The sequence below is a fragment of the Microbacterium sp. MYb66 genome (assembly GCF_002979435.1).
In the GTDB taxonomy this organism is placed as follows: domain Bacteria; phylum Actinomycetota; class Actinomycetes; order Actinomycetales; family Microbacteriaceae; genus Microbacterium.
The window spans coordinates 106,458-131,313 of the sequence record NZ_PCOV01000004.1 but is presented as its reverse complement, the minus strand read 5'-3'; the positions used below and the strand labels follow the sequence as shown (position 1 = coordinate 131,313).

The window sequence follows — 24,856 nt, the reverse complement described above, 5'->3', positions numbered from 1 at the left end:
AGGGTCATCAGCCAGGGATTCCGAACACCCAGTGCGTCAGGAACGCGAACAGCGTGTCCAAGCCGTAGACGATGCCCATGACGATCAGAACGAAGACGAGCACCACCCCGGTGAACTTGAACAGCTCCTTGCGAGTCGGGGTGACGACCTTGCGGAGCTCGGCGATGACCTGGCGGATGAACAGGGCGATGCCCCCGAAGAACCGTGAGAAGGGGTTGCCCTTCTTCTCGCGGGTGGCGCCGGCCGCGACGACCTCGCCGCGCGGTTCGTCCTGATCCATCCTGAATGTACCTTTCGTGTGTCAGCGTTGCGCTGACGCGCAGGGCGGACAGGAATCGAACCTGCAACCTGCGGTTTTGGAGACCGCTGCTCTGCCAATTGAGCTACCGCCCTAGAGACCTGGAGGTCTCGGGGTGTCTTCCCACCCTGTCACGATCCTGCGGCGCGTGGGCCCCAGGCATGGCGAAAGAATGCAGAAAACAACTGCCCCACAAGCATACGGCATCGATCCGGTGGCGCCGAACCGGGGTCGAGAACACGCGTTCTTGCTAGGCTCGGCGAGCGGATACAGGGGGAAGAGGTGCGTGTGGGCGCGGATGTGCAGCAGTTCCAGGTGGATCTGCGCGGTGTCGTGGATCTGCTCAGCAGGCACATCTACTCCAGCCCACGGGTGTACCTGAGGGAGCTCCTGCAGAACGCGCGCGACGCGATCACGGCCCGCCGCGAGGTCGACGGCGGAGGCGGACGCATCCGGATCACCCCGCTGACCGCGGAGAACGGCGAGTTCGTGCTGCGCGACGACGGCGTGGGACTGACTGCCGCAGAGGTCGCCGATCTGCTGGCGACCGTGGGCCGCAGCTCCAAGCGCGACATCTTCGACCTCCCCCGCAGCGATTACCTGGGACAGTTCGGGATCGGCCTGCTCAGCTGCTTCATGGTCGCCGACACGATCGTCATCCGCTCCCGCAGCGCCCGCGGCGGCGCCTCGGTGGAGTGGACCGGCAGCGCGGACGGCACCTTCCAGGTCGCCGAGATCGACGAAGAGCTGCCGATCGGGACCAGCGTGCACCTCGTGCCGCGGTTCGACGCCGACGAGCTGCTGCGACCCGCCGCGGTGCACGAGCTGGCGACGACGTTCGGCGAGTTCCTGCCCGTGCGGGTGACGGTCGACACCGCCGCCGGCGACATCGACATCACGCGGGGCGCTCCGTTCCTCGACGCCGGGCAGGATCCCGACGCGGCCCTGCAGTACGGACGGGACCTGCTCGGGGCGAGCCCGCTCGACATCATCGAGCTGGGCGAGCCGGCCACCGGCACCCGCGGACTCGCCTACGTGCTGCCGTACGCACCGCCGCCCGGCGCCCGGCAGGCGACCCGCATGTATCTCGGGCGCATGCTGCTCTCCGAGCGCGTCGACGACGTGCTCCCCGACTGGGCGTTCTTCGTCCGCGCCGTCATCGACTCCACCGGTCTCGCTCCCACCGCGAGCAGGGAGTCCCTGGTCGAGGACCCGTCGCTCGAACACGTGCGCGAGCAGCTGGGTGCCGGCATCCGCCGCTGGGTGCTCGAGCTCGGCCTGCGCGAGCCGCACCGCCTCGCGCAGTTCGTCGCGGTGCACGAGGTCGGGCTCAAGTCGCTGGTGCGCCACGACGAGGAGCTGGCGCACTTCATCTCCCGCTGGCTGACCGTCGAGACCACGCACGGCAGTCTGCGGATCGGCGACCTGGTCGAGCGCTATCCGCACATCCGCTACGCGCAGACCGTCGACGAGTTCCGCCAGGTCGCCGGCATCTCCCCCGCCGACGAGGTACTCGTCAACGGCGGATACCTCTACGACGCCGACCTGGTGCGAATGCTGCCCGACCTCTACCCGCACGTCACCGTCGAACAGGTGGACGTGACCGGCGAGCTCGACCGCCTGGACCCGCCACCGCTCGACGACCGCGACGCCGCCGTAGCCCTCGAGGCCCGCGCGGGTGCCGTGCTCGCGGCATCCGACTGCTCGGTCGTCGTCCGATCCATCGACCGCCCCGACCTCGCCGGGCTCTACGTGGCCGACCCCGAGGTGCTGCGGGCGATCGACCGCGGACGCACCAAGGGCATCACCGGCGCCCTGTGGGGCGGTGTCCTGGACCGCATCGACCAGACCCTCTCCGCCGCGCGGGAGGAGGACCTCCGCGCCCGACTGTGCCTGAACTGGTCGAACCGGGTCGTGCGCGCCCTGGTGCGCGTGCAGGACGACGCCGTCTTCGCCCGCACCGTGCAGCTGCTCTACATCCAGGCGCTGCTCGCCGGACACCATCCGCTCGCCGATGCCGACCGTGCGCTGATGACCAGCGCGCTGGCCGACCTCGTCTCGCTCTCGGCCGGTCTGGAGGGGGACACCATCCCCTTCGGCGACGCCCGCTGACATCTCCACCGAAGGGTTCCGTCCATGGCACGTCCGAAGAAGCGCTTCCAGCAGCTGATCGAGGAGATCGATCGCACCCCCTGGGGTCCTGCTGAGCAGGCCCTGGTGTCAGAGGCGGTCGCGCTGGCGGTCGAGATCGGCGACGAGCGCCTGGAGTACGAGGCCCGGATGCGCCAGACGGCCTCGGCCAACATGAACGGTGCGACCGACGTGATGCTCAACTCTTTCGCCTGGTGCCTCGCCCGCCACGACGCCGACCCCCAGCGCTTCCCCGCCGACCTCGACAACGGCGGCGCCGACCTGATGTGGCAGTTCAAGTGGATGGCCTCCTCGCTGCGCTCCTCCCCCGCCTTCTCGCAGGAGCAGATCGCCGCGGTGCTCGACGACATGGAGTCGCATTACCGCGCCGGCGGCCTCGGCGTGAGCGGCGTGCTCACCGCCCGCTTCGAGGACGCGTGGGACGCCGGGCGCATGGATGAGGCCGAGGCGCTGCGGGTGCAGCTGGAGGCCACTCCGCGCGACGACCACAGCCACTGCGACGCCTGCGGCCGCAGTCAGGTCGCCGGCTTCTTCGCGGACACCGACCGGGACGCGGAGGCCATCGTCCTCGTCGAGGAGATGATCGAAGGCGGTTTCTCCTGCGGTGAGGAGCCCGAGCACGCCCTCTCGCGCGTGCTGCTCCCCTACCTCCGCGCCGGACGCTTCGACGAGGCGAAGACCGCGCACCTGCGCAGCTACCGGCTCGCGAAGGACAACCCCGACAACCTGCGCATCGTCGCCAACAACATCGTGTTCGCGGCGCTCACCGGCAACGAGGCCCGTGCGCTCGCCCTGGTCGAGAAGCACATCGCCTGGCTCGCGCACGACGGGCTGAACGTCGATGCGCACTTCGCCGCCCTCGCCGCGCTCGCCGTCGCGCTGGACCGCGTCACGGCGGTCGGCCACGGCGACACCCCGGTGCGCGGTGCCGAATCCGCCGCGCTCGTCCCGTTCTTCGGGGAGCACGACGGCGGATGGAGCGCCGCAGACCTCGCGGCATCCGCCTGGGCCGCCGCCGAGCGGATCGGGGCCGGATTCGACAGCCGCGACGGCACCGACGGCCACGCACGCAGCCTGGAGCGGATGCGGGCTCTCCGCGGCGAGCAGTACGACGTGCCCATCCGCTCCGATGCCTTCGTCGCCCCTGCCCCCTCGAACACCCCGGTCGATGCGGACGGCTGGTTCGAGCGCGCGATGCAGCTCGCACAGTTCGGTGCGGAGCACGAGACGCTCGAAGCCCTCCCTCGCGCCCTCGAGGTCGAAGACCCCGCCAAGCTCGCCCAGCTGCTCTCGATGCGCCTGGGCATCCTGATCGCGCTCGATCGGGCCGACGAGGCCCTGCAGCTGCTTCCGGAGCGCGTCGCGGCACTGCGGGCCGCCGGACGCGACGTGCAGGCCGACCTGGAGGAGCGGCTGGGGCTTGCGACCTTCGGCCTGAACACTCCGGAGACGACGGCCGCCCTGGAGGAGGAGATCGCCGTCTCCGCCGCGCTTCCCGCCTGGACGCGGGGCGACCTCGCGATCAGCCGTGCCGCACTGCACCTGCAGGCGGGAGAGGCGGATGCCGCCCTGGATCACGCCGAGGTCGCGGCCCGCTCGTTCGCGGAGGCAGAGGACACGCGGCTGACGAACACCACGACTCTGCTGGCGATCTCGGCCGTGCTCCGCAAGGGCGACCTCGAGGCGGGGAGTTCGCTGCTGGACCGCTTCCTCGACCAGGACGACCTCAGCACGGGTCACCGGGCGCAGGCGCTGCAGACCCGCGCCCGCGTGCGCGGCGGTGGCAACTCCTACCTGGAGGGCGCCGTCGACGCCGACGAGGCCTGCCGACTGCTCGCGGAGATCGGAGCGACGCGCGCGCTCGGCGAGGCCCACGTGCTCGCCGGGGCCCTCTGGGAAGACGCGGACGAGCCCGATAAGGCCGTCTCCCGCTACCGGCTCGCGGCACGACTCGGCGGTGAGGCAGGCGGCGACACGACCGGCCTCGACTTCCGCCTCGCCCGCGCCATGCTGCGGGTCGGGGATGCCGAAGAGGCGGCCGAGCTGTTCGGAGACGTGCTGCAGCGCGAAGAGGAAGCGGAGGTCGCTGCCGGTTCCCGCGCGATGACTGCGTCGATGCTGGCGCGCGCCCTGAGCGCATCCGGCGAGTTCGGCCAGGCCGTGGGCGCTCACGGCTACGCATCGGAGCTGTTCGGGCAGGCCGAGGAGCACGCCGATCAGGCGATGTCGATGACGGAGCAGGCCAAGATTCTCGCGCGCTTCGACGAGCAGGACGACGCGATCGCCCTGCTCGAGTCGGCGGCCGAGATCGTGCGACGGGCACCGGATGCCGTCGGCGCCCTGACCGAGGTGCTGCACAGTCTCGGTCAGGCCTACGGCGGCCGGAGCGACGAGCGGGCGTTCCCCCTCTTCGACGAGGTCGCCTCTCTCGCGCAGCAGCACGAGGCGGCATGGCTTCTCGCCGATGTCACCGATTCGCGCGGACGGGCTCTGGCCGAGCTCGGCCGGATCGACGAAGCCGTCTCGGCCGCGCTCACCGCCGCCGACGGATTCGCCGCGCTCGGAGACGTGGGCTCCGCCGGAGGCTCAGAGCTCTTCGCCGCCCGTGTGCTCGCCGGCAACGACCGCTCAGCCGACTCGGTGCCCGTGTACCGCAGCGCCATCGAGCACGGGGCGGCTCACCCGCCCCTGCTGCAGGTGGCCTCGCTCGAACTCGGAGACGTGCTCGAGGCCCTCGGGCGGCACGCGGAAGCGGCAGAGGTCCGCTCCCACGTGCAGAGCTGAGCGGTCTGCTCAGAACAGCTGGCGCCAGTTCGCCTTGGCGAGGTCGAGGAGCTCGTCGCCGCGGCCGGACATGACCGTCCGGATCGCATACAGCGCGAAGCCCTTGACCTGCGCGGCCTCGATCGCGGGCGGCATGGAGAGCTCCTGCCGTTCGGTCACGACGTCGAGCAGAGCGGGACCGTCGTGGGCGAGAACCTCGCGCACCGCATCCGGGAGGTCCTCGCTGCGCTCCACGCGGCGGGCGAAGATCCCCATCGCCTCGGCGATCGCGGCGAAGCTCGGGTTCTCGAGTCCGGTCCCGTACGTGACGAAGCCTGCGGCCTTCATCTCCAGCTCGACGAAGTTCAGCGACGAGTTGTTCACCACGATCGTCTTCACCGGCAGTTTGTTCTGCGTCAGGGTGAGGAGTTCGCCGAGCATCATCGACAGTCCGCCGTCGCCGGCGAGCGCGACGACCTGCCGGCCCGGGTGCGCGACCTGCGCCCCGATGCCGTGCATCAGCGCGTTGGCCATGGAGCCGTGGGTGAAGGAGCCGATCAGGCGACGCTGCTCGGTCATCGAGAGGTAGCGTGCCGCCCATACGGTCGGCGACCCCACGTCCGCGGTGAAGATCGCGTCGTCAGCCGCGTACTCGTCGAGGAGCCGTGCCAGGTACTGAGGATGGATCGGCCGCTTGCCCTTGGCGGGCACCGCGAGCTCGTCGAGCTTCTTCCTGGTCTTGCGGTAGTGCGCGATGGCATCGTCGAGGTGTCCGCGATCGTCCTTCCTCGCAACCCGGGGCAGGAGGGCCTCGGCCGTCGCGCGGACATCGCCGACCAGACCCAGATCGAGCGGATGCCGCTTGCCGAGCTGCGCGCCGCGGATGTCGACCTGGATCGTGGTCGCGCCGTCCGGATAGAACTGCTCGTACGGGAAGTCGCTGCCCAGCACCAACAGGGCATCGGCGGCCTCCATGGCGCGGAACCCGGAGGCGAAGCCCAGGAGACCCGTCATCCCGACGTCGAACGGGTTGTCGTACTCGATGAACTCCTTGCCGCGGAGGGCGTGCACGATCGGCGCACCCAGCTTGTCGGCGAGGGCGATCACCTCGTCGTGCGCACCCTCAACACCGGCTCCGGCGAGGATCGTGACCTTCTTCGCGGCGTTCAGCAGTGTCGCCGCCTTCTCGAGCTCGGCCGCGTTGGGCACCACCACGGGCTGCGCACGCTCGATCACGACGGCACGGTCATCGGCGATGTCGGCGAGGGCGACGTCGCCGGGGATCACGAGCACCGCGACGCCCCGCTGCTCGATCGCGGCGCGCATGGCGATCTCCAGCAGCCGCGGCATCTGCTTCGGGTCGGCGACGTATTCGACGTAGACGCTGCACTCGCGGAAGAGCTCCTGCGGATGCGTCTCCTGGAAGTACCCGGTGCCGATCTCGGTGGTGGGGATGTGCGCGGCGATCGCCAGCACCGGAACGCGGGAGCGGTTGGCGTCGTACAGCCCGTTGATCAGGTGCAGGTTCCCCGGTCCGCAGGATCCGGCGACGACCGCGAGCTCCCCGGTCGTGGCGGCGTCCGCGGCGGCGGCGAAGGCGGCGGACTCCTCATGCCGCACGTGCACCCAGCGGATGGTGCCGTCCTTGCGCAGCGCATCCGTGAAGCCGTTCAGCGAGTCCCCCGGGATGCCGTAGACACGGTCGATCCCGTTGGCGTGCAGAGTCTTGACGATGTTCTCAGCGACGTTGGCCATACTTCGACCCTACGCCCGAGGCGCTCGTGCGGGGCGGGGCTACGCCCACGCTGAGAGGTCAAGAAACGTCGCTCGCAAACCTCAGCAGCCGACTTCCTTTGGCTTCTCACCTCAACGAGCCGCCGTGAGCAGACGACGAATCCGGCGCACGAGCGCATCGGGATCGTCGAAATCTCGGCGGGTGACCACGATCATGCGATAGCCGAGCGATTCGAGCTCGGCGCGGCGGATCTGATCCCGACTCCACTGATGAGGATCTCGGTGGTGATCCCCGTCGTACTCGATGATGAGCCATTCGTCGGCGTACAGCATGTCGACTCGCGCCACGAATCGGCGATCGTGCCAGATCTCGACATTGCACTCCGGACGCGGGAGCCCCGCCTCGATCAGAATCAGCCGCACCATGGATTCGCGCGGGGACTCGGCCCGACCATCTGCCAGTTCGAGCGCGCGCTGCCGCACCCTCGCCCCGCGGCCACCCGCGAATCGTTCATGATGACGTGCGAGTTCCTCCGCCGAGACGAGCGGATGCCGGGTACTGAGGAGCGCATCCGTGAGGGCGAGGAACCGCGGCAGACGCAGGACGCGAGACACGTCCACCCACATCCGGGCAGGCGACAACACGGCCAGACCTCGGCGTGGCACCACGTCGCCACTTTCCAACGCGAGCCGATGACCGAGAACACCCGTCCTGCGAATTCGGGTCTCCTCCGAGGGCACGCCGATTCGCGGTCGCGCCCACGCCTCCGCTTCATGCTGCGCAGCCAGTGGCAATCCCCACAGGCAGGCGGCCGTCGTGCCGCACACGAACGCGTGCGGCGGAAGCGCTGCCAACAGCAGGGATACGGTCTCCGCGCCGACGAGCCGTCTGCGAGCACGCGTGCCGTGGAAGGGGCTCGAGAGATCCTTCGCTCGCAGACGGCGCGGGGTGATTCCCCGTGCGAGCGCATCGGCGACGGTGAAGCCGATCGGAGTCCCGGAGGGCAGTGGCGATGGATGCATCCGCCGATCTTGACCTCTGCGCACGACTGGGGCGTGCGCCAGCCCCACGTGCTGTGCACACCCTTCCCGCGTGTGCTGCCGTGCAGAACGACATAAGCAGCAGGCGAGGAGCCAAAGAACGCCGCCTCCTGAGGCCTGGAGGCGGCGTTCTTTGACTCTTCAGGGCGAGAGCGTCAGCCGATGCGGATGAGCTTCTTGTTGACGAACTCGTCTGCGGCCAGATGTCCCAGCTCGCGGGCGGTGCCGCTGCGCTTCACGCCGCCGAAGGGCAGCTCGGGGCTGTCGGCCAGCACGAGGTTGACGTAGACCATGCCCGCCTCGATCTTGTCGGCCACACGCTCGGCCTGCTCGGCGTCCGTCGTGAAGACGTAGGAGCCGAGGCCGAACGTGGTGTCGTTCGCGAGCTCGACCGCTGCATCCTCGTCAGCCACGCGGTAGACGACCGCCGCCGGGCCGAAGAGCTCCTCGCGGTACACGTTCATCTCGGGCGTCACATCGGCGAGCACGGTCGGAGCGAAGAACGCACCGTCGCGGGTGCCGCCGGTGAGCAGCGTCGCGCCCTGCTCCACCGCCTGATCGATCTGCTTCTGCAGGTTCTCCGCTGCCGTCTCGGAGGAGACCGGTCCGAGGACCGTGTCGTCGAGCGTGGGATCCGTCGCCTCGACGGCGGCCATCTTCTCCGTGAACTTCTCCACGAACGCGTCGTACAGCCCGTCGACGACGATGAAGCGCTTGGCGCCGTTGCAGGCCTGGCCGTTGTTGTCGAGACGTGCGTCGACGCCGGCCTGCACGGTCGCATCCAGGTCATCGGTCGAGAGCACGATGAACGGGTCGGACCCGCCCAGCTCGAGCGCGACCTTCTTGAGGTTGCGGCCGGCGATCTCGGCGACAGCGGCGCCTGCACGCTCGGAACCGGTGAGCGAGACGCCCTGCACGCGCGGGTCGGCGATCATCGTCGCGATCTGCTCGTTGGTCGCGAGCACGTTCTGGTAGGCGCCCTTCGGGAAACCGGCGTCGTGGTAGATCTTCTCGATCGCGGTCGAGGACTCCGGGCACTGCGGCGCGGGCTTCAGCAGGATCGTGTTGCCGACGATCAGGTTGGGAGCGGCGAAGCGCACGATCTGGTACGCCGGGAAGTTCCACGGCATGATCCCGACGAGCGGGCCGAGCGAGGAACGGCGGATGATGGCCGACCCCTCCCCCAGGATCGCGATCGGCTGATCGGCCATGATCGACTCCGCCTGGTCGGCGTAGTACTCGGCGATGTCGGCGGCGAAGTCGACCTCACCGAGAGCGGCCTCGCGGGGCTTGCCCATCTCGCGCACGAAGATGTCGGCGAGCTCTTCGCGACGTTCTCTGTGCAGCTCGGCCGCACGGCGCACCAGGGCCGCGCGCTCGGCGACCGTCGACGAGCGGGACCACTCGCGGTGGGCCTCGTCGGCGGCCGCGACGGCCTCTTCGATCTGCGCATCCGTGAAGGTGTCGAAGGACGCCAGCGTCTCTCCGGTGGCGGGGTTGATGACGGCGTAGTCGGTCATGACATGTCCTCTCGTGTGGTGTGCGGGGCCCGGCGGTGCGGGCCCCGCATCGGAAGTCAGGAGACGGGGATCAGTGTGTACTTGGTCGACAGGTACTCGTGGATGCCCTCGAACCCGCCCTCGCGGCCGACGCCGGACTGCTTGACGCCGCCGAAGGGAGCCGCGGCGTTGGAGACCACGCCCACGTTGAGACCCATCATGCCGGTCTCGAGCTTGTCGATCATCCGCTGCCCGCGCTGCAGGTTCTCGGTGAAGACGTAGGAGACGAGTCCGTACTCGGTGTCGTTCGCCAGACGCACGGCCTCGTCCTCGTCCTCGAACGTCGCGATCGCGAGCACCGGCCCGAAGATCTCCTCGCGGAGGATCGCGCTGCCGGCGACGACGTCGGTGAGCACGGTGGGCTCGTAGAAGGTGCCCGTGCCCTCGACGGCCTTGCCGCCGGCGAGCAGCGTCGCACCGCGACCGACGGCCTCGTCGACGAGCTCGCCGGCCTTGGCGACGGCATCCGCGTCGATGAGCGGGCCGATCGAGACGCCGTCCTCGGTGCCACGGCCGATCTTCATGCTGTTGACACGCTCGGTGACGCGCGTGGCGAACTCGCCCGCGACATCCTTGTGCACGATGAAGCGGTTGGCCGCGGTGCAGGCCTGCCCGATGTTGCGGAACTTCGCGGCGAGCGCGCCGTCCACGGCCTTGTCGAGGTCGGCGTCGTCGAACACCACGAACGGCGCGTTGCCACCGAGCTCCATCGACACGCGCAGCACGCCCTCGGCCGCCTGGGCGATGAGCTTGCGGCCGACCTCCGTCGATCCGGTGAAGGAGAGCTTGCGCAGACGCGGGTCGGCGATGATCGGCGCCGACAGCGCGCTGGACTTCGACGTCTGCACGACGTTGACGACGCCCGCGGGGAGGCCCGCCTTCTCGAGCAGCGAGACGAAGAAGATCGTCGTCAGCGGGGTGAGTGCCGGGGGCTTGATCACCACGGTGCAGCCCGCGGCCAGGGCGGGCGCGATCTTGCGGGTCGCCATCGCGAACGGGAAGTTCCACGGCGTCACGAAGAACGAGGGTCCGACCGGACGCTGCGACACGACCATGTGGCCGGTGCCCTCGGGGTTGATCCCGTAGCGGCCGCTGATGCGGACGGCCTCCTCGCTGAACCAGCGCAGGAACTCGCCGCCGTAGACGACCTCGCCACGCGCCTCGGCGAGCGGCTTGCCCATCTCGAGCGTCATGAGCAGCGCCAGGTCCTCCTTGTGCTCCTGCACGAGGTCGAAGGCGCGGCGGAGGATCTCGCTGCGCACCCGGGGAGCGGTCGCAGCCCACTCGTCCTGAGCGGCGACCGCGGCGTCGAGGGCCCGGAGGCCGTCGGCCGGCGTCGCGTCGGCGATCGTCCGGATCACGGTGCCGGTCGCGGGGTCCTGCACGTCGAAGGTGCCACCGGTCTCGCCGTCGATCCACTGGCCGCCGATGAAGAGGCCGGTGGGGATGCTGTCTAGGAGCGCCTGTTCGGTCTGAGTGCTCATGATTCTCTTTCTGTGAGGAGGGCTATTACCGCTTGCGTCGGCTGGGCGGTGCGTCGATGCCCAGCGTCTCGCCGCGGAAGAAGGCGGGGCGACGGACGGCGTTCCAGATCATCACCGCGATGCCGACGACGATGATCAGCATCCCGAGGATGAACACGATGCCGACGCCGCCGATCTGCGAACCGGAGCCGTAGCCCGGGTCCATCGAGTCGATCAGCGTGGTGAAGAACAGCACCGCGAGGATCGCGCCGCCGACGAGCGGGAACAGGAACGTGAAGAAGAAGTTCCGGGTCGAGTCGAACCACTGCTTGCGGAAGTACCAGACGCACGCGAAGGCGGTGATGCCGTAGTAGAAGCAGATCATCATGCCGAGCGTGAGGATGGTGTCCCAGAGGGTGTCCTCGCTGACCAGCCGCATGACGGCGTAGAAGGCCGAGGCCACGATGGCCGACACGATGGTCGCGTATCCGGGAGTGAAGAAGCGCGGGCTGACCTTGGCGAACGACTTCGGCAGGGCGCCATAGTGCCCCATCGCCAGCAGAGTGCGCGCGGGGCCCACGAAGGTGGACTGCAGCGACGACGCCGAGCTTGTCAGCACCGCGAGCGACACGAGGAACGCGAGCGGGCCGAGGATGGGTCCGGAGAGATGGAAGAACACGTTCTCCTGGATGTCCTCGTTGCCGAGCCCGAGAGCCCCGGTGCCGACGCCCGCGAACATGATCATGGCGACGGCGAGCAGCAGGTACAGCGAGACGATCATGAGGACCGTGACGGTGGCCGCCCGACCCGGCGTCTTCTCCGGATCCTTGGTCTCCTCATTCATGGTCAGGGTGACGTCCCAGCCCCAGAAGATGAAGATCGAGAGCGAGAGACCGGCGGCGACCGCGCTGAACGACGAGATCGCGAACGGGTTGAACCAGTTCAGGTCGAACGGCTGATAGTCGAACCCGTTGCCGTTGACCGCCTGCACGATCGCCGCGCCGGCGAAGAAGAGCAGGACGAGGATCTGGAAGCTGACGAGCCAGTACTGCAGCTTCTGCGTCGTCTGCATGTCGCGGTACGAGATCCAGGTCGCCCCGAGCATGAACAGCAGGCAGACGCCGATGTTGATCCAGGTGACGCTCGCCAGCCCGGCGACGTCGGGGTTGCCGGTGATCTGGGAGATCAGCAGGAAGAGGAAGTCGACCGCGATGCCCGCGAGGTTGGAGAGCACCAGGATCGTGGCGACCACCAGGCCCCAGCCCGCCATCCAGCCGACCCACGGCCCGAAGGCGCGTGCCGCCCACGTGAAGGAGGTGCCGGAGTCGGGCATCCGATTGTTCAGCTCCCGGTAGCCGAAGGCGACCAGGAGCATCGGGATGAAGCCGACGAGGATGATCGCCGGGATCTGCGACCCGACCGTGGATGCCACGGGGCCCACGGCGGCCGTGAACGTGTAGGCGGGTGCGATGCACGAGATGCCGATCACGACCGCGCCGATGAGGCCGACCGTTCCGGCGCTCAGGCCCTTGGTGGAGATCCCGGTCGTGACACCGGATTCGGGCTCCGTCGCCCGGTTGGTGCTGCTCATCAGCGTTCTCCTGCTTCGTTGCGGGTGCGCGGGACGACGATCATGGGGACGGGCAGCTCGTGCAGCATCTTCGCTGCCGTGGAGCCCAGGAACAGACGACGGGGCTGGGCCAGTCGGCTGGAGCCGACCAGGACGACCTCGCCGGGGAGCCAGGAGAGATGCGCGACGGCATCCTCCACGGAGTCACCGGGGGCTTTCTCGACCGCGGCGGTGCGTCCGTCGGGCAGCAGCTCGGTGGCGACGGCGAGCACTTCCTGCGCATGCGTGTCGCCGACCGTGCGGATCGCGCCGGTGTCGAGCCCCGGGGGAACGTCGAACGGCACGAGGGACACGAGTCGGAGGTCGACGCCGCTGTCACCGGCGAGAGCGACGGCCTCGTCGAGGAGCGCGTCGGCCCCCGGTCGAGAACCCACGGCGACGGTGACGCGCGGGATGACGTGGTCGTCCTGCTGCGCGGTGCCCACCGGCGCGAGCGCCACCGGGATGGTCGACGAGTGCAGCAGCTCCGAGGCGACGCTGCCGAGCCGATGCCGTCCGAGGATGCCCCCGCCGGCGGCGCCGATCACGATCACCCTGGCACCGAACTCGTCACCGGCGGAGATCAGCCCTTCGGCGAACGACTCGGAGAAGCGCACGTGACCGCTGCGGGTCAGCTCCTGCGGGAGCCGGACGACCGCGTCGCCGAGCCACTTCTTGGCCTGGGCTCTGATGTGCTCCTCGTACGCGCGCTCGGGCGGGACCGCCGCGTTGCGCGTGCCCTCGTTCGGGAGCACGATCACCAGGTGCAAGGTGGCGCCGAGGCTGCGGGCGAGCCGCGCACCGAGGGCCGCGGCGTCCGCTCCCGAATCCGTCGCCGTGTACCCGACGACGACCGAGCCGGTCATCAGCTGCCGCTCTCGACAGCGCCGGCCTCGCGACTCGCGTCGACGATGTTCGATGCGACGAAATGCCCCATCCGGATCGCGCCGTCGACGTGCTGGTATCCGGCGCCCGCCATGTCGCTGCAGGCGAAGTGGATCGGGCCGACCGGGGTGCGGAGGTCTGCGCCGTAACGGTGCAGGCCGCCCATGTCGAAGCTCGCGGCGTAGGCACCCCGCGTCCACTCCTCACTGCCCCAGTCGCTCTCGTAGTAGACGACGGGGTTCTTGGCCTCCGGGCCGTAGTAGTGCGACAGCGACTCGAGGATGCGCTCCTTGCGCTCCTCTGCCGACAGCTCGAACACGCCGTCGGCGTTGGCGTCGGAGACGAAGCCGACCAGGGTGCCGCGCTCGTCGCCGTGGTTCGTGTTGTCGTAGGCCTCGTGCGAGAGCTCGTACGGGCTGAACGCGGTGCCGCTGAGGCCCTGCTCGCGCCAGAACGGGCGGTCGTACACCGCGTGCACCTTGATGACGAAGCCCATCGAGAGGTGCTGGTGCAGTTGGTGCTGACGGCGCGGCAGCGGCGGGACGAACGCGATGCGGCTGTACAGCACGGGAGCGTGCGCGAGGATCGCGTGGCGGGCGCGGACCGTGAGTTCATCGGTCGTGGCCACGACGCCGGCATCCGACCATTCGAGGCTGCGCACCGGCTGGTTCAGCAGGACGTCGTCGCCGAGTCGCTCCGCCAGGCGCAGCGGCACCTGCTGCAGGCCGCCGACGACCCGCTTGTCGAGGATGAAGTCCGCGTCGACCAGGTTCGAGTACGAGCCGGCGGATGCCGCCATCAGCAGCGACTGCAGCAGCGAGAAGGAGTGCGTCGGCTTGGTGAGCATCGCCGATCCGGTGGCGAAGGCCAGATTGCGCACGGCCTCGTCGTCGTCGGTCTGCTGACGCAGCCACGCGTCCCAGGTGATGGAGTCCCAGTCGGCCGCGTTCGGGTGCGCCCACGGGCGGTCCGGGTCGATCTCGGCGACCAGTGCGTCGAGGATGTCGGTGATGCGGGCGATCTCCGCCTCGGTCGCCGGTGCGACCGGGAACATCTCGCCGGTGAAGCGGTGCGCCTTCCCATCGGGACCGACGTAGACGCTGTCCCCTTCGCGGTAGCGGCTGTAGGTCTCGAGCCCGAGCTCCTCGATCGCCTCCTTGAGGGCGTCCTGATCCGGCGAGACCCACTGGCCGCCGATCTCGAGCATGGCGCCGTCGATGACGTCGGTCCAGAGGCGCCCGCCCACGCGGTCGCGGGCCTCCAGAACGGCGACCGACAGGCCCGCCTTCCGCAGGTCGTTCGCCGCCGTGAGCCCTGCGGCTCCGGCACCGATGATCAGTACGTCGCGAGTGATCTCAGCCATCTGCAACTCCTTCGTTGGGTGAAGTAGTGCCGGTCGCGACCCGAAATCCCCCGATTGGGGTCGCGACCGGACAAGGGGGTGTGGTCGCAGAAGCGCGACCGCACGTCATTCCGTGGCCGCGGCGAGAGCTGCCTCCACGATGTCGAGTCCTTCGTTCAGCAGGTCGTCGCCGATCGAGAGGGGAGGGAGGAAGCGGATGACGTTGCCGTAGGTTCCGCAGGTGAGCACGATGACGCCCTGCGCGATGCACGCCTTCGCCACGGCGGCCGTGAGAGCCGCATTCGGCGCCTTGGTCTCGGGGTCGACGAACTCCGCCGCGATCATGGCCCCGTGGCCGCGGACGTCGCCGACGCGCGGGTCGTTCTGCTGGATGGCGGTGAGACGCTCGGTGAGGATCGTGCCGATCTCCCGCGCCCGCTCGATCACGCCGTCGTTCTCGAACACGTCGATCGAGGCGAGCGCCGCGGCGCAGGCGATCGGGTTGCCGCCGTAGGTGCCGCCGAGGCCGCCGGAGTGCGAGGCGTCCATGATCTCGGAACGCCCGGTCACCGCCGCGAGCGGAAGGCCGCCGGCGATGCCTTTGGCCGTGGTGATCAGGTCGGGCTCGATGCCGAAGATCTCGCTCGCGAACATGTGTCCCGTGCGGGCGAAGCCGGTCTGCACCTCGTCGGCGATGAAGACGACGCCGTTCGCACGGCACCAGTCGACGATCGCGGGCAGGAAGCCGTCAGCGGGGACGATGAAGCCGCCCTCGCCCTGGATGGGCTCGATGATGACGGCGGCGAGGTTGTCGGCACCGATCTGCTTCTCGAGCTGGAGGATGACGCGGGCCGCGGCCTCGCCGCCCTCGAGCCCGTCGCGGAACGGGTACGACATCGGTGCGCGGTAGACCTCGGGGGCGAAGGGGCCGAAGCCGCTCTTGTACGGCATCGACTTGGCGGTGAGGGCCATGGTCAGGTTGGTGCGGCCGTGGTAGCCGTGGTCGAAGGCGACGACCGCCTGGCGTCCGGTGTGCTTGCGGGCGATCTTGATCGCGTTCTCGACGGCCTCCGCCCCCGAGTTGAACAGGGCGCTCTTCTTCGCGAAGTCACCCGGGGTGACGCGGTTGAGCGCCTCGGCGACGCCGACGTACGACTCGTAGGGCGAGATCATGAAGCACGTGTGCGTGAACTGCGCGGCCTGTGCGGCGACGGCTGCGGCGACCTTGGGGTGCGCGTTGCCGACCGTGGTCACGGCGATACCGGACCCGAGGTCGATGAGCGAGTTGCCGTCCGCGTCCACCACGACTCCACCTCCGGCGGCGACGGCGGCGATCGGCACGGTGTGGCCGACACCGGCGGCCACGGCATCCGCCTTGCGCGCGAGGATCTCCGCTGAGCGAGGACCGGGGAGGTCCGTGACCAGACGACGCTCCTGAGGGAGGTCGGGTCCGCCGAGAGGGACTGCGGGAGCTGCGGTGTCGAGGAGTGCCATGTTCGCGAGCGTACGTGTCCACCGGATGCCGCCGCACTCGCCGAACTGTACAATTTGCAAGACGACTTCGCCGCAGCGTACATCAGGGAGAGTGCCCCATGGCCACGACCGATCAGCCGACGCTGCGAGCCCTGCTTCGCCGTCGCGATCTCGGCCTCGCGCTCGTCCCCCGCGAGACCGACCTCCCCGAGGGAGCGCTCGATCGACCGCTGCGATGGGTGCACAGCTCGGACCTCGCCGACCCGACGCCCTTCCTCTCCGAGGATCTGGCGCTGCTGACCACCGGCACGCAGTTCGACGAGGCGGTGGCGATCGACACCTACGTCGGGCGACTCGCCGATCGCGGCGTCCTGGGCCTCGGGTTCGGCACCGACGTGCACCGCTCCGGAATCCCGGACGAGCTCATCTCCGCGTGCGAGGTGCACGGGATGCCGTTGTTCTCGGTGCCGTACCGCACACCGTTCATCGCCGTCGCCCGCGCCCACTCCGAGGCGATCGCGGCGCAGGCCTACGCCCGGCGGTCCTGGGCACTGGACACCCAGCGAGCCCTCGCCCTCGCGGCCCTGCGCCCGAGCGGCCTCGAGGCGACGATCGCCGAGCTCGGACGCCGACTCGACGTGTGGTCGGGGATGTTCGATGCAGCGGGCGCCCTCCTCGTCTCGCACCCGCGCGACCGACTCGATGCAGAGCTGCTCGACGCCCTGGGCGAGCGCGTCATGGAGATCCTCACCCGCGGACTGGAGGCCGGACAGTCGCTGACTCTCGGCGACCACACCTTCATGCTGTTCACGGTGGGTCGGGGCGGACACCTGCGTGGAGTGATCGCGCTGGCCATCGACGCCCTCGACCCCGAGGCGCGGGCGGTCGTGACCTCGGTGATCGCGATGGCCGGACTCGCGATGGAGCAGAGCGAGCAGCTCGCGCGGAGTCGTCGCCGCCTGCATGCCCAGCTGCTCGGCTCGCTCCTCTCCGACGAGCCCGCCCTGGCCAGGCGGGTGCTCGGGAGCCTGCCCCCCGCCCCGGTGGTCGTGGCGGTGGCAGCGGACGCCCCGGCCGGTCCCCTCACCGACTGGTGGGAGCGCCACCGCGCCGACCACGGGACTCCGGTCTTCCTCGCCGAGTCCGAGGACGGCGTCACGATGTGCCTCTCGGCCGGCGACGAGGCGCTGCTCGATCAGGTGGCGATGCGCTTCGGCATCCGCATCGGCGTCTCCGAGCCCGAGGCGTACGACTCCTTCGCCCGAGCGCATGCCCAGGCGCTCACGGCACTGCGGCAGCAGGGCACGCACGGCGCCGCACGGTACGCCGACACGGTCGGATCAAGCATCCTCACCGCCCTCGCGACGGATGAGGCGCGCCTGGTCGCCGAGTCACGCCTGGCTCCGGTGCGCGAACACGATGCCCGCACCGGGTCCGATCTGGAGCGCTCGCTGCGCACCTGGCTGGAGCACGATGCGAAGGCGGAGTCCGCCGCGATCGCGCTCGGGGTGCATCGGCACACGCTGCGCTCCCGCATCTCCCAGGCCGGCGCCATGCTCGACATCGATCTGTCGACGTTCCCCGCCCGCGCCGAGCTCTGGACGATCCTGCAGACCGCTCGGGACTGAACCGGTCACCCATCCGGGTCCCTCCTGCGCACGCCCCGCGTTGCAGGAGACCTTCCGGTCGCCGCTCCTGACAACCTCCCGGCACCCGGGCGACAGGAACGGCGACGGGAGGGAAGGGTCAGGGGGAGATCCGAGCATGATCGGTCAACAGCATCCGGCAGCGGACGACGTCGTCCGCCGTCTGGGCGATCAGCGCGTCGACGCGATCGAAGCGCAGCGTCGGACGCAGGTGCGCGACGAGGCTCACGGCCAGCCGCCGGCCGTACAGGTCGAGGTCGGCGTCGTGCAGGTGCACCTCGACGCGCCGCTCGCGGTCGCCCTCGAAAGTCGGATTCGCGCCGACGCTGACACTCGACGCCCACGGATGCGTTTCCTCGTCGATCCGCACCCAGGCCGCATAGATCCCGTCCTCGGGGAGATCGCCCTCGTCGAGCGCCAGGTTCGCCGTCGGGAATCCGAGCTCCCGCCCCCGCCCGTCACCAGGGACGACCACGCCGGCGATCCTCCCGAGCGGCGGGGTGCTCACGCGCTCTCGGGAGCGGCGATCGAGCGATAGCGGCTCTGATGGAAGACGAGCGGCTCCACGTCGTCGAACAGCGTGACGTCGGAGATCTCGTACAGGGCGATCTCATGGTCACCGCCGTCGAACGTGCTGTGCAGGCGGCAGGTGAGCCAGAGCGCGGCATCCGAGATCAGCACCGCACCGCCCTCGGTGCGCTGCCAATCGTGCCCACCGAAGCGGTCGCCTTCGCGCGCCGAGAGCGAGCGGCTGAGCGGCTCGTGGTGCGCGGCCAGCACGCTCATGCCGAGCTCGGGCACCTCGCGGAGCAGCGGCCAGGTCTTCGAGGTGCGCGCCGCGCTGATCGCGACGAGGGCGGGCTCGAGCGAGATCGACGTGAAGGAGTTGACCGCCATCCCGACGGCACGGTCGTCGAGGTGCGCGGCGAGGGCGACGACACCGGTCGGGTACACCGAGAACGCCCGGCGGAGGGCCAGGTCGCGGGGCAGGGCGTCGGTCACGGCAGACGTCATTTCGGCTTCCTTTCGTTAGTCAACTTTGACTAGTTTCGATAATAGACAATCTTGATCATGCAAACAACCGGAATCTGAGATCGCAGCCGTTAGCATGAGGGGCATGTCGACCACCCGCCTCGTCGTCCTCGGCGCCGTGAAGCAGTTCCAGCCCGTGCACGGGTACTTCCTCCGTCGCAAGCTCATGACCTGGCACGTGGACGAATGGGCGCACATCCAGCCCGGGTCGATCTACAACGCGCTGCGAGCCCTCGAGGTCGACGGCTACATCGCCGAGAGCGGCACCGAGGCCGAGGGCAAGCGCCCGGCGCGCACGACCTACCGGATCACGCCGTCCGGCGAGGTGGAGCTGCAACGGATGCTGCGCGAGAACCTCTGGAACGTGGCGGCCTTCGACACCCAGGCGATCATGACGGTGGCCTCCTTCATGTTCGTGCTGAGTCGGCAGGAAGTCATCGCCGGTCTGGAGCACCGCCTCATCAAGAGCGACGCGATCGTCACGCAGAACGGCTTCGACGTGCAGGACACGCTGCGCTCCGAGACGACCCCGAAGTACGTGCGCGAGATCTTCGACCTGTCCACGGCGCGGCTCACGGCCGAGAAGCAGTGGCTGCTCGACCTTCTGGAGCGTCTGCGCGGCGGGGAGTACACGTTCGCCGGCGAGACGGAAGAGGCGGCACCTGCCGCCGCCCCCGCGGAGTAGCGACTCAGCGGGAGGCGACGAGCCTCGCGATCGATCCGGGCGTCAGCGCCGGGGTGGTCGCCCCGCGATGCTGAGCCACGACGGCTCCTGCCGCACAGGCTCGGACCAGAGCATCCTCGATCCGCTCTCCCTGGGAGAGCGCAGCGGCGAGCGCACCGCAGAACGCGTCGCCGGCACCGGTCGTGTCGACCGGATCGATCCGGAAGGCCGCGACGTGCACGGACCTCCTCCCCGAGCGATGGAGCGTCACTCCCCCGGCGCCCTGCGTGAGGACGACCGTCTGCGCACCGGCCGCGTGCAGCCGGTCGATGCCGCCGAGCTCAGTGCACTCGGTCTCGTTCACCACGAGAACATCGACGTCGGCGAGCATCCCGATCGTCGCGGCATGCGCGGGGGCGGCGTTGAGGATCGTCAGTGCGCCTGCAGCTCGCCCCGCACGCAGTCCGGCTGCAACGCTCTCGACGGGCACCTCCAGCTGCGCGAGCACGACCGCGGCTCCCGCGATCCCGGCGACCGCGTCTTCCGGCGCGAGGTCGGCGTTGGCGCCGGCCGCGACGACGATGCTGTTGTCCCCGCCGTCGAGGGCGAGCACGTGAGCAACCCCGGTCGGAGCGGCGTCACTGCGGCGGAGAGACGCCACGACTCCGGCATCCGCCAACGTCTGCTGCAGCACGTCGGCGGCCTCATCCGCTCCGACGATGGCGCAGAACCGCGTCGGGGCGCCGCTGCGCGCGGACGCCACGGCCTGATTCAGCCCCTTGCCTCCGGAGAAGCGTCCGCCGGCTCGTCCGAGGAGGGTCTCGCCGACGCGTGGGGGGCGCGAGACCTCGACCACGAGGTCGAGGTTCGCGCTCCCCACGACGGCGACACCGGCGAGGGTGTCAGACACGCGACATCGTCCGCCGGTGCTGCGATCCGGTGTGCGAATCGGCGAGCGCCGGCGTGGGCGTGCCGATCAGGCGCTCACGCAGCGACTGCGGCTCGGCGGAGGGCTCGACGATCGCGCCGCGCTCCTTGAGGATCGGCAGCACGTGCTCGATGAAATCGACCGTCGATGCCGGCGGGATGACGGGAGCGAAGAGGAACCCGTCGAGGTCGGCGCCGTCGGCGAGCTCGATCATCCGGTCAGCCACCTGCTCGGGTGTGCCCACGATCGGGCGGGCGCCGACACCGTGCGCGTGCCAGTCTCCGAGAACGTCGCCGACCGTCTTGTCGGCGAAGCGGGCGACCTGGGTCTGCGACAGCTCGGTGCTCAACTCGGACATCGGCGTGTTCGGCGCGTACGCCGACAGGTCGAGGCCCGTGAACCACGCGTAGGAGGCGACGGTGACGTCGGGGTTCTGCGCGTCGGCGACCTCGGAGTACTTGCGCTGCGCCTCTTCCTCCGTGCTGCCGACGATCGCGGCGAACGCCGACATGATCTTGACCTCGTCGGCTCCACGGCCGTTCTTCACGGCCTCCTCGCGGATCGCGGAAGAGTGCGCTCGGAGCTGCTCGACGGAGCCGCTGCCGACGAAGATCGCCTCACCGTGCTTGCCGCCGAACTCGCGGCCGGCCGGCGATGCGCCCGCCTGGAACAGCACCGGAGTTCCCTGCGGCGAGCGCGACGTGTTGCCGTAGCCGTGCGAGCGGAAGTAGGGGCCGTCGTGAGCGATGCGGTGCACCTTCGAGGGATCGGCGAAACGGCCGGCCTTGTCGCGCTCCAGGGCCCCCTCCTCCCACGCCTGCTCCCACAGCTTGTAGACGACCTGCATGAAGTCGTCGGCCATGAGGTAGCGGTCGTCGTGACCGACCATCGGCACCCCGAAGCCCTGCACCGCGGTGTCGGCCGTGCCCGTGGTGACCACGTTCCAGCCGATACGGCCGCCGGAGAGGATGTCGAGCGTCGCCATCCGGCGGGCGAAGGAATAGGGAGGCTCGAGCAGGGTCGAGCCGGTGGCGACGAGACCCAGCCGCGTCGTCTCGGGGATGAGGGCGGCGAGGATGATCGCCGGATCGAGCCGCGGCAGGTCGAGGCCCTCGACCGAGCAGATGTCGGGACGCTCGCCCGCGACGTCGGCCCAGCCCCAGGCATCGGCGAGGAACAGGAAGTCGAACCCGGCGTCCTCGACCATCCGCGCGGTGTCGCGCCAGTACTCGAGCTTGTCGAACAGGTAGCGCCCGTTGTCGGGGTGCCGCCAGGTCGCGGTGCCGGAGTCGTTGGCCTGGGCGTTCTCGAAGAGGCCGAGACGCAGCTGCTTGACGGTGTTCTGATCGGTCATGTGCGGGTGCCTTCCTTGTGGGTGGTTCTGGTCGTTCTCGAGTGATTCCGGGCACGCCGGAGGAACCCCGGGACGGGTGGGGGCGGCCGTCCCGGGATCCGGATGCCGCGTCAGCCCTTGGCCGTGACCTCGCCGTCGCTCCACCAGAGCACGCGCTTGCGCACCAGGGCGAGGACGATGATCAGGAGCACACCGAGGAGGCACAGCAGGGCGATGCTGGCCCAGGTGACGGGCAGGTTCGCCTGTGCAGCAGAGGTGGTGACGAGCGAGCCGAGACCGGCCTGCTGTCCTGCCGCGACGAACTCGGCGACCGCGGCGCCGACCACTGCGAGCGGCAGGGCGATGCGCAGACCCGCGAACACGTACGGCATGCTCCCGGGGAACCGCAGCTCACGGAAGATCTCCCACCGCGAGGCATGCAGCGTCCTGAAGACGTCCATCGCCTTCTGATCGACGTCGCGGAGACCGGCCAGCGAGTTCACGAGCATCGGGAAGAACACCACGAGCCCGGTCACGATGAACTTCGGCACCATTCCGAAGCCGAAGGCCACGACCAGCGCCGGGGCGATCGCCACGATCGGGGTGACCATCACGATGATCACGAGCGGCATCACGGCCCGCTCGATGATCTGGAACTCGGCCATGATCACCGCCAGCAGGAACCCGGCGAGGATGCCGGCGGAGGCACCGACCACGACTTCGAGCAGCGTGACGAGGAAGTTCGACCAGTACATGCCGGCATCGTCGACGAGGCTTCCGCCGATGGCTTCCAGGGTCGGGAGCACGTACGGGTTGGTCCATGCCACGACCTGCCACAGCAGCGCCGCGATCACGAAGGTGATCAGGGTCGGACCCCACGCTCCCCAGCGCAGCCAGGGCGGGGCGCCGCGGCGCGGTTGGGATCTCAGTCGAGCGGTCGCGAGGGTCGCGGTCGTGTCTCTCATCGTCAGCTCAGACATGGGCCTTCTCCGTCTGCGCGCGCAGCGCACCGCGCACGACTGCTTCCAGTTCGCGGAACTCGTCCGTCGCGTAGGCCTCCTCGGTGCGCGGCCGCGGGAGGTTCACGTCGATCACCTGGGCGATGCGCCCGGGGTGGGCGGCCATCACGACGATGCGGTCGGAGAGCATGATCGCCTCCGGCACCGAGTGCGTGACGAACATGACCGCCTTGCGGTTCGACTGCCAGAACTCCAACAGCGCGATCCGCTGCAGGTCGCGGTTCATCTCGTCGAGTGCCGAGAACGGCTCGTCCATCAGCATGATGGCCGGGTCGAACACGAACGCCCTGGCGATCGCGGCGCGCTGCTGCATGCCGCCGGACAGCTGACCGGGGTACTTCGTCATCGCCTGACCGAGGCCGAAGGTCGCCAGCAGCTCCGCGGGATCGCGCAGCGCTCGCCCGGTGTTCGCCTTGGCGTTGATGCGCACCGGCAGCTCGACGTTCTCACGCACCGTCTTCCACGGCAGGAGGGCGGGCGACTGCGGCACGAGGCCGATCTTCTTGTCGCGCGAGGCCGCAGTGACGCTCTCGCCGTCGATCGTGACGGTGCCGGAGTCGGCATCGAGGAGCCCGGCGACGACCTTGAGCAGCGTGGACTTGCCGCAGCCGCTCGGACCGATCACCGACACGAACTCGCCCATGCCGATCGTCAGGCTCACGTCGTCGAGCACCGTGACCTGAGCACCGTCGACGCCGAAGGACTTGGAGACGCCCCTGACCTCGACGCCTGCTCCGTGTGCGGCCGCCATCACTTCGCCGGCCACGTCAGGGTGTCGCCGTCGTACAGGTCGGCGACCAGGTCGGCGTCCATCATGTCGGCGATGGCGGGAAGCTCCTTGACGTCGCCGTACTTCTTCACGAGCGCGTACTCCGGCTCCCACATGGCCTCGGTCTGCACACCCGGGTTGCCACCGGCGCTCTCGCGGACCCAGGCGGACTCCACCTCCCAGGTGCGAGCGAGCTGGTCGCGCGGGAACGCGGCGCCCTGGTTGTTGTCCTCGGCCAGCTTCGCGAGTTTGTCGATGCAGGCATCCGACTCGTCGAGGCAGTACTGCAGCGCCTTGAGGCTCGCGCGCATGAAGTCGGCGGCGACCTCGCGGTGCTCATCGAGGAAGCGGGAGTTGACCTCCATCACGTTGTAGGTGCCCTCGACGCCGAGGTCGGCGGGGAGGAACTCGCTGAACGGCAGATCCTGCGCCTTCAGCGACTGCGGCTGGTTGGAGGCGTAGCCGACGATCGCGTCGACCTGCTCGCGCACGACCACGGTGGGGTCGTAGTTGGTCATCTTGACCATCTCGACCTTCGACACGTCGACGCCGGCCTCGTCGAGCATGGCCGAGGCGATCGGGGTCAGGTTGATGAAGTACCCGAGCGAGCCGCCCTCGAGGTCCGTGAGGCTCTCGAGCTTCTCGTTGCCGAAGATCGAGAACGGCGGGGTGGTGCCGTAGGTGGCGACCGCCGTGAGGTTCTTGCTGTTCGCCGCCGCCAGCATCACGTCGGATGCGGAGCCGAGCGCCGTGAACTGCGCCTGACCGGATGCCACGAGCTGCTGCCCGTTCGCACCGGAGGCGTTGATCTCGACATCGAGGCAGAGGTCGTCGAAGTAGCCCAGCTCCTCGGCGAGGAACACGTCGAGCTGACCGGCGCTGGCGGAGTAGCCGTAGCCGGAGATGTAGGTGATGGTGCCGGCATCCTGATTGCGCTTGCAGGCGTCGGTGTCGCTCGCACTCGTGGGGGCGGAATCGCCGCCTGGCGTCTGCGCGGAACATGCTCCGAGCGTCAGCGTGGCGGCGAGAACGCACGTCAGGGTGGCAGTGATGCGGAATCGGGTTTCCGCAGAGGAAGTAGCCATGAGGGTCCCTTCTCGGCCGTTCGTCATTGATGGCTCGTCGAAAGTAACATAGTCAAGATTGA

General features: G+C 69.4%; 20 protein-coding genes and 1 tRNA gene. 4 read left to right on the top strand and 17 right to left on the bottom strand.

The window, feature by feature from the left end; translation table 11 throughout:
• Positions 1-7: 7 nt before the first annotated feature.
• Both secE and CQ045_RS10610 read right to left on the bottom strand, forming a co-directional pair.
• Positions 8-280, bottom strand: coding sequence for a preprotein translocase subunit SecE (gene secE, locus CQ045_RS10615; RefSeq protein WP_105723470.1), 273 nt, complete (start codon positions 278-280; stop codon positions 8-10).
• A gap of 40 nt (positions 281-320) precedes the next feature.
• Positions 321-393, bottom strand: a tRNA-Trp gene (locus CQ045_RS10610).
• 187 nt (positions 394-580) lie between these two features.
• Here CQ045_RS10610 and CQ045_RS10605 point away from each other — a divergent pair.
• Both CQ045_RS10605 and CQ045_RS10600 read left to right on the top strand, forming a co-directional pair.
• Positions 581-2,410 (top strand): HSP90 family protein, encoded by a 1,830-nt coding sequence (locus CQ045_RS10605; protein ID WP_105723468.1) that lies wholly within the window; start codon positions 581-583, stop codon positions 2,408-2,410.
• Positions 2,411-2,434: 24 nt separating this feature from the next.
• Complete coding sequence (locus tag CQ045_RS10600; RefSeq protein WP_105723466.1) at positions 2,435-5,233, top strand: hypothetical protein; 2,799 nt, start codon at positions 2,435-2,437, stop codon at positions 5,231-5,233.
• A 9-nt stretch (positions 5,234-5,242) separates the two neighbouring features.
• Here the strand turns inward: CQ045_RS10600 and poxB are convergent, their stop codons facing one another.
• The 8 genes from poxB to gabT form a co-directional block, all read right to left on the bottom strand.
• Positions 5,243-6,967 (bottom strand): ubiquinone-dependent pyruvate dehydrogenase, encoded by a 1,725-nt coding sequence (gene poxB, locus CQ045_RS10595; protein WP_105723464.1) that lies wholly within the window; start codon positions 6,965-6,967, stop codon positions 5,243-5,245.
• Positions 6,968-7,078: 111 nt separating this feature from the next.
• Positions 7,079-7,567, bottom strand: coding sequence for an endonuclease domain-containing protein (locus CQ045_RS10590; RefSeq protein WP_146115231.1), 489 nt, complete (start codon positions 7,565-7,567; stop codon positions 7,079-7,081).
• A 575-nt stretch (positions 7,568-8,142) separates the two neighbouring features.
• Positions 8,143-9,507, bottom strand: coding sequence for an NAD-dependent succinate-semialdehyde dehydrogenase (locus tag CQ045_RS10585; RefSeq protein WP_105723460.1), 1,365 nt, complete (start codon positions 9,505-9,507; stop codon positions 8,143-8,145).
• A gap of 56 nt (positions 9,508-9,563) precedes the next feature.
• Positions 9,564-11,030 (bottom strand): NAD-dependent succinate-semialdehyde dehydrogenase, encoded by a 1,467-nt coding sequence (locus CQ045_RS10580; RefSeq protein WP_105723458.1) that lies wholly within the window; start codon positions 11,028-11,030, stop codon positions 9,564-9,566.
• Positions 11,031-11,055: 25 nt separating this feature from the next.
• Positions 11,056-12,600, bottom strand: a complete 1,545-nt coding sequence (locus CQ045_RS10575) for an APC family permease (protein WP_105723456.1) — start codon at positions 12,598-12,600, stop codon at positions 11,056-11,058.
• Positions 12,600-13,484: a universal stress protein gene (locus tag CQ045_RS10570; protein ID WP_105723454.1), complete on the bottom strand. Its 885-nt coding sequence runs from the start codon at positions 13,482-13,484 to the stop codon at positions 12,600-12,602. Before CQ045_RS10570 ends, CQ045_RS10575 begins: the two co-directional genes overlap by 1 nt.
• The gene (locus CQ045_RS10565) at positions 13,484-14,866 is read right to left on the bottom strand and encodes an NAD(P)/FAD-dependent oxidoreductase (RefSeq protein WP_105723452.1); all 1,383 of its coding nucleotides are present in this window, start codon (positions 14,864-14,866) and stop codon (positions 13,484-13,486) included. The genes CQ045_RS10570 and CQ045_RS10565 overlap by 1 nt, the downstream gene beginning before the upstream one ends.
• A gap of 105 nt (positions 14,867-14,971) precedes the next feature.
• Positions 14,972-16,339, bottom strand: a complete 1,368-nt coding sequence (gabT, locus tag CQ045_RS10560) for a 4-aminobutyrate--2-oxoglutarate transaminase (protein ID WP_105723449.1) — start codon at positions 16,337-16,339, stop codon at positions 14,972-14,974.
• A gap of 98 nt (positions 16,340-16,437) precedes the next feature.
• Between gabT and CQ045_RS10555 the strand changes: the two genes are divergently transcribed.
• Entirely contained in the window at positions 16,438-17,946 is a 1,509-nt protein-coding gene (locus tag CQ045_RS10555) for a PucR family transcriptional regulator (protein WP_105723447.1), read from the top strand.
• A 118-nt stretch (positions 17,947-18,064) separates the two neighbouring features.
• On the opposite strand, the gene CQ045_RS10550 is transcribed toward CQ045_RS10555, so the two are convergent.
• Positions 18,065-18,439 (bottom strand): riboflavin kinase, encoded by a 375-nt coding sequence (locus tag CQ045_RS10550; protein WP_258131031.1) that lies wholly within the window; start codon positions 18,437-18,439, stop codon positions 18,065-18,067.
• 29 nt (positions 18,440-18,468) lie between these two features.
• Positions 18,469-18,978, bottom strand: coding sequence for a flavin reductase family protein (locus CQ045_RS10545; RefSeq protein ID WP_105723443.1), 510 nt, complete (start codon positions 18,976-18,978; stop codon positions 18,469-18,471).
• Positions 18,979-19,081: 103 nt separating this feature from the next.
• Between CQ045_RS10545 and CQ045_RS10540 the strand changes: the two genes are divergently transcribed.
• Complete coding sequence (locus tag CQ045_RS10540) at positions 19,082-19,681, top strand: PadR family transcriptional regulator (protein WP_105723441.1); 600 nt, start codon at positions 19,082-19,084, stop codon at positions 19,679-19,681.
• A 4-nt stretch (positions 19,682-19,685) separates the two neighbouring features.
• Here the strand turns inward: CQ045_RS10540 and CQ045_RS10535 are convergent, their stop codons facing one another.
• The 5 genes from CQ045_RS10535 to CQ045_RS10515 form a co-directional block, all read right to left on the bottom strand.
• A complete protein-coding gene (locus CQ045_RS10535; RefSeq protein WP_105723439.1) occupies positions 19,686-20,570 on the bottom strand; it encodes a ribokinase in 885 nt (294 codons plus the stop codon).
• Positions 20,563-21,942 (bottom strand): NtaA/DmoA family FMN-dependent monooxygenase, encoded by a 1,380-nt coding sequence (locus tag CQ045_RS10530; protein WP_105723437.1) that lies wholly within the window; start codon positions 21,940-21,942, stop codon positions 20,563-20,565. The genes CQ045_RS10535 and CQ045_RS10530 overlap by 8 nt, the downstream gene beginning before the upstream one ends.
• Positions 21,943-22,052: 110 nt before the next feature.
• Positions 22,053-22,901 carry an ABC transporter permease gene (locus tag CQ045_RS10525; protein WP_105723435.1) on the bottom strand — a complete coding sequence of 283 codons (849 nt, stop codon included), beginning with the start codon at positions 22,899-22,901 and terminating at the stop codon, positions 22,053-22,055.
• Entirely contained in the window at positions 22,894-23,691 is a 798-nt protein-coding gene (locus CQ045_RS10520) for an ABC transporter ATP-binding protein (RefSeq protein WP_105723433.1), read from the bottom strand. The genes CQ045_RS10525 and CQ045_RS10520 overlap by 8 nt, the downstream gene beginning before the upstream one ends.
• Positions 23,691-24,794 (bottom strand): ABC transporter substrate-binding protein, encoded by a 1,104-nt coding sequence (locus CQ045_RS10515; RefSeq protein WP_258131030.1) that lies wholly within the window; start codon positions 24,792-24,794, stop codon positions 23,691-23,693. Before CQ045_RS10515 ends, CQ045_RS10520 begins: the two co-directional genes overlap by 1 nt.
• Between the last annotated feature and the right edge of the window lie 62 nt (positions 24,795-24,856).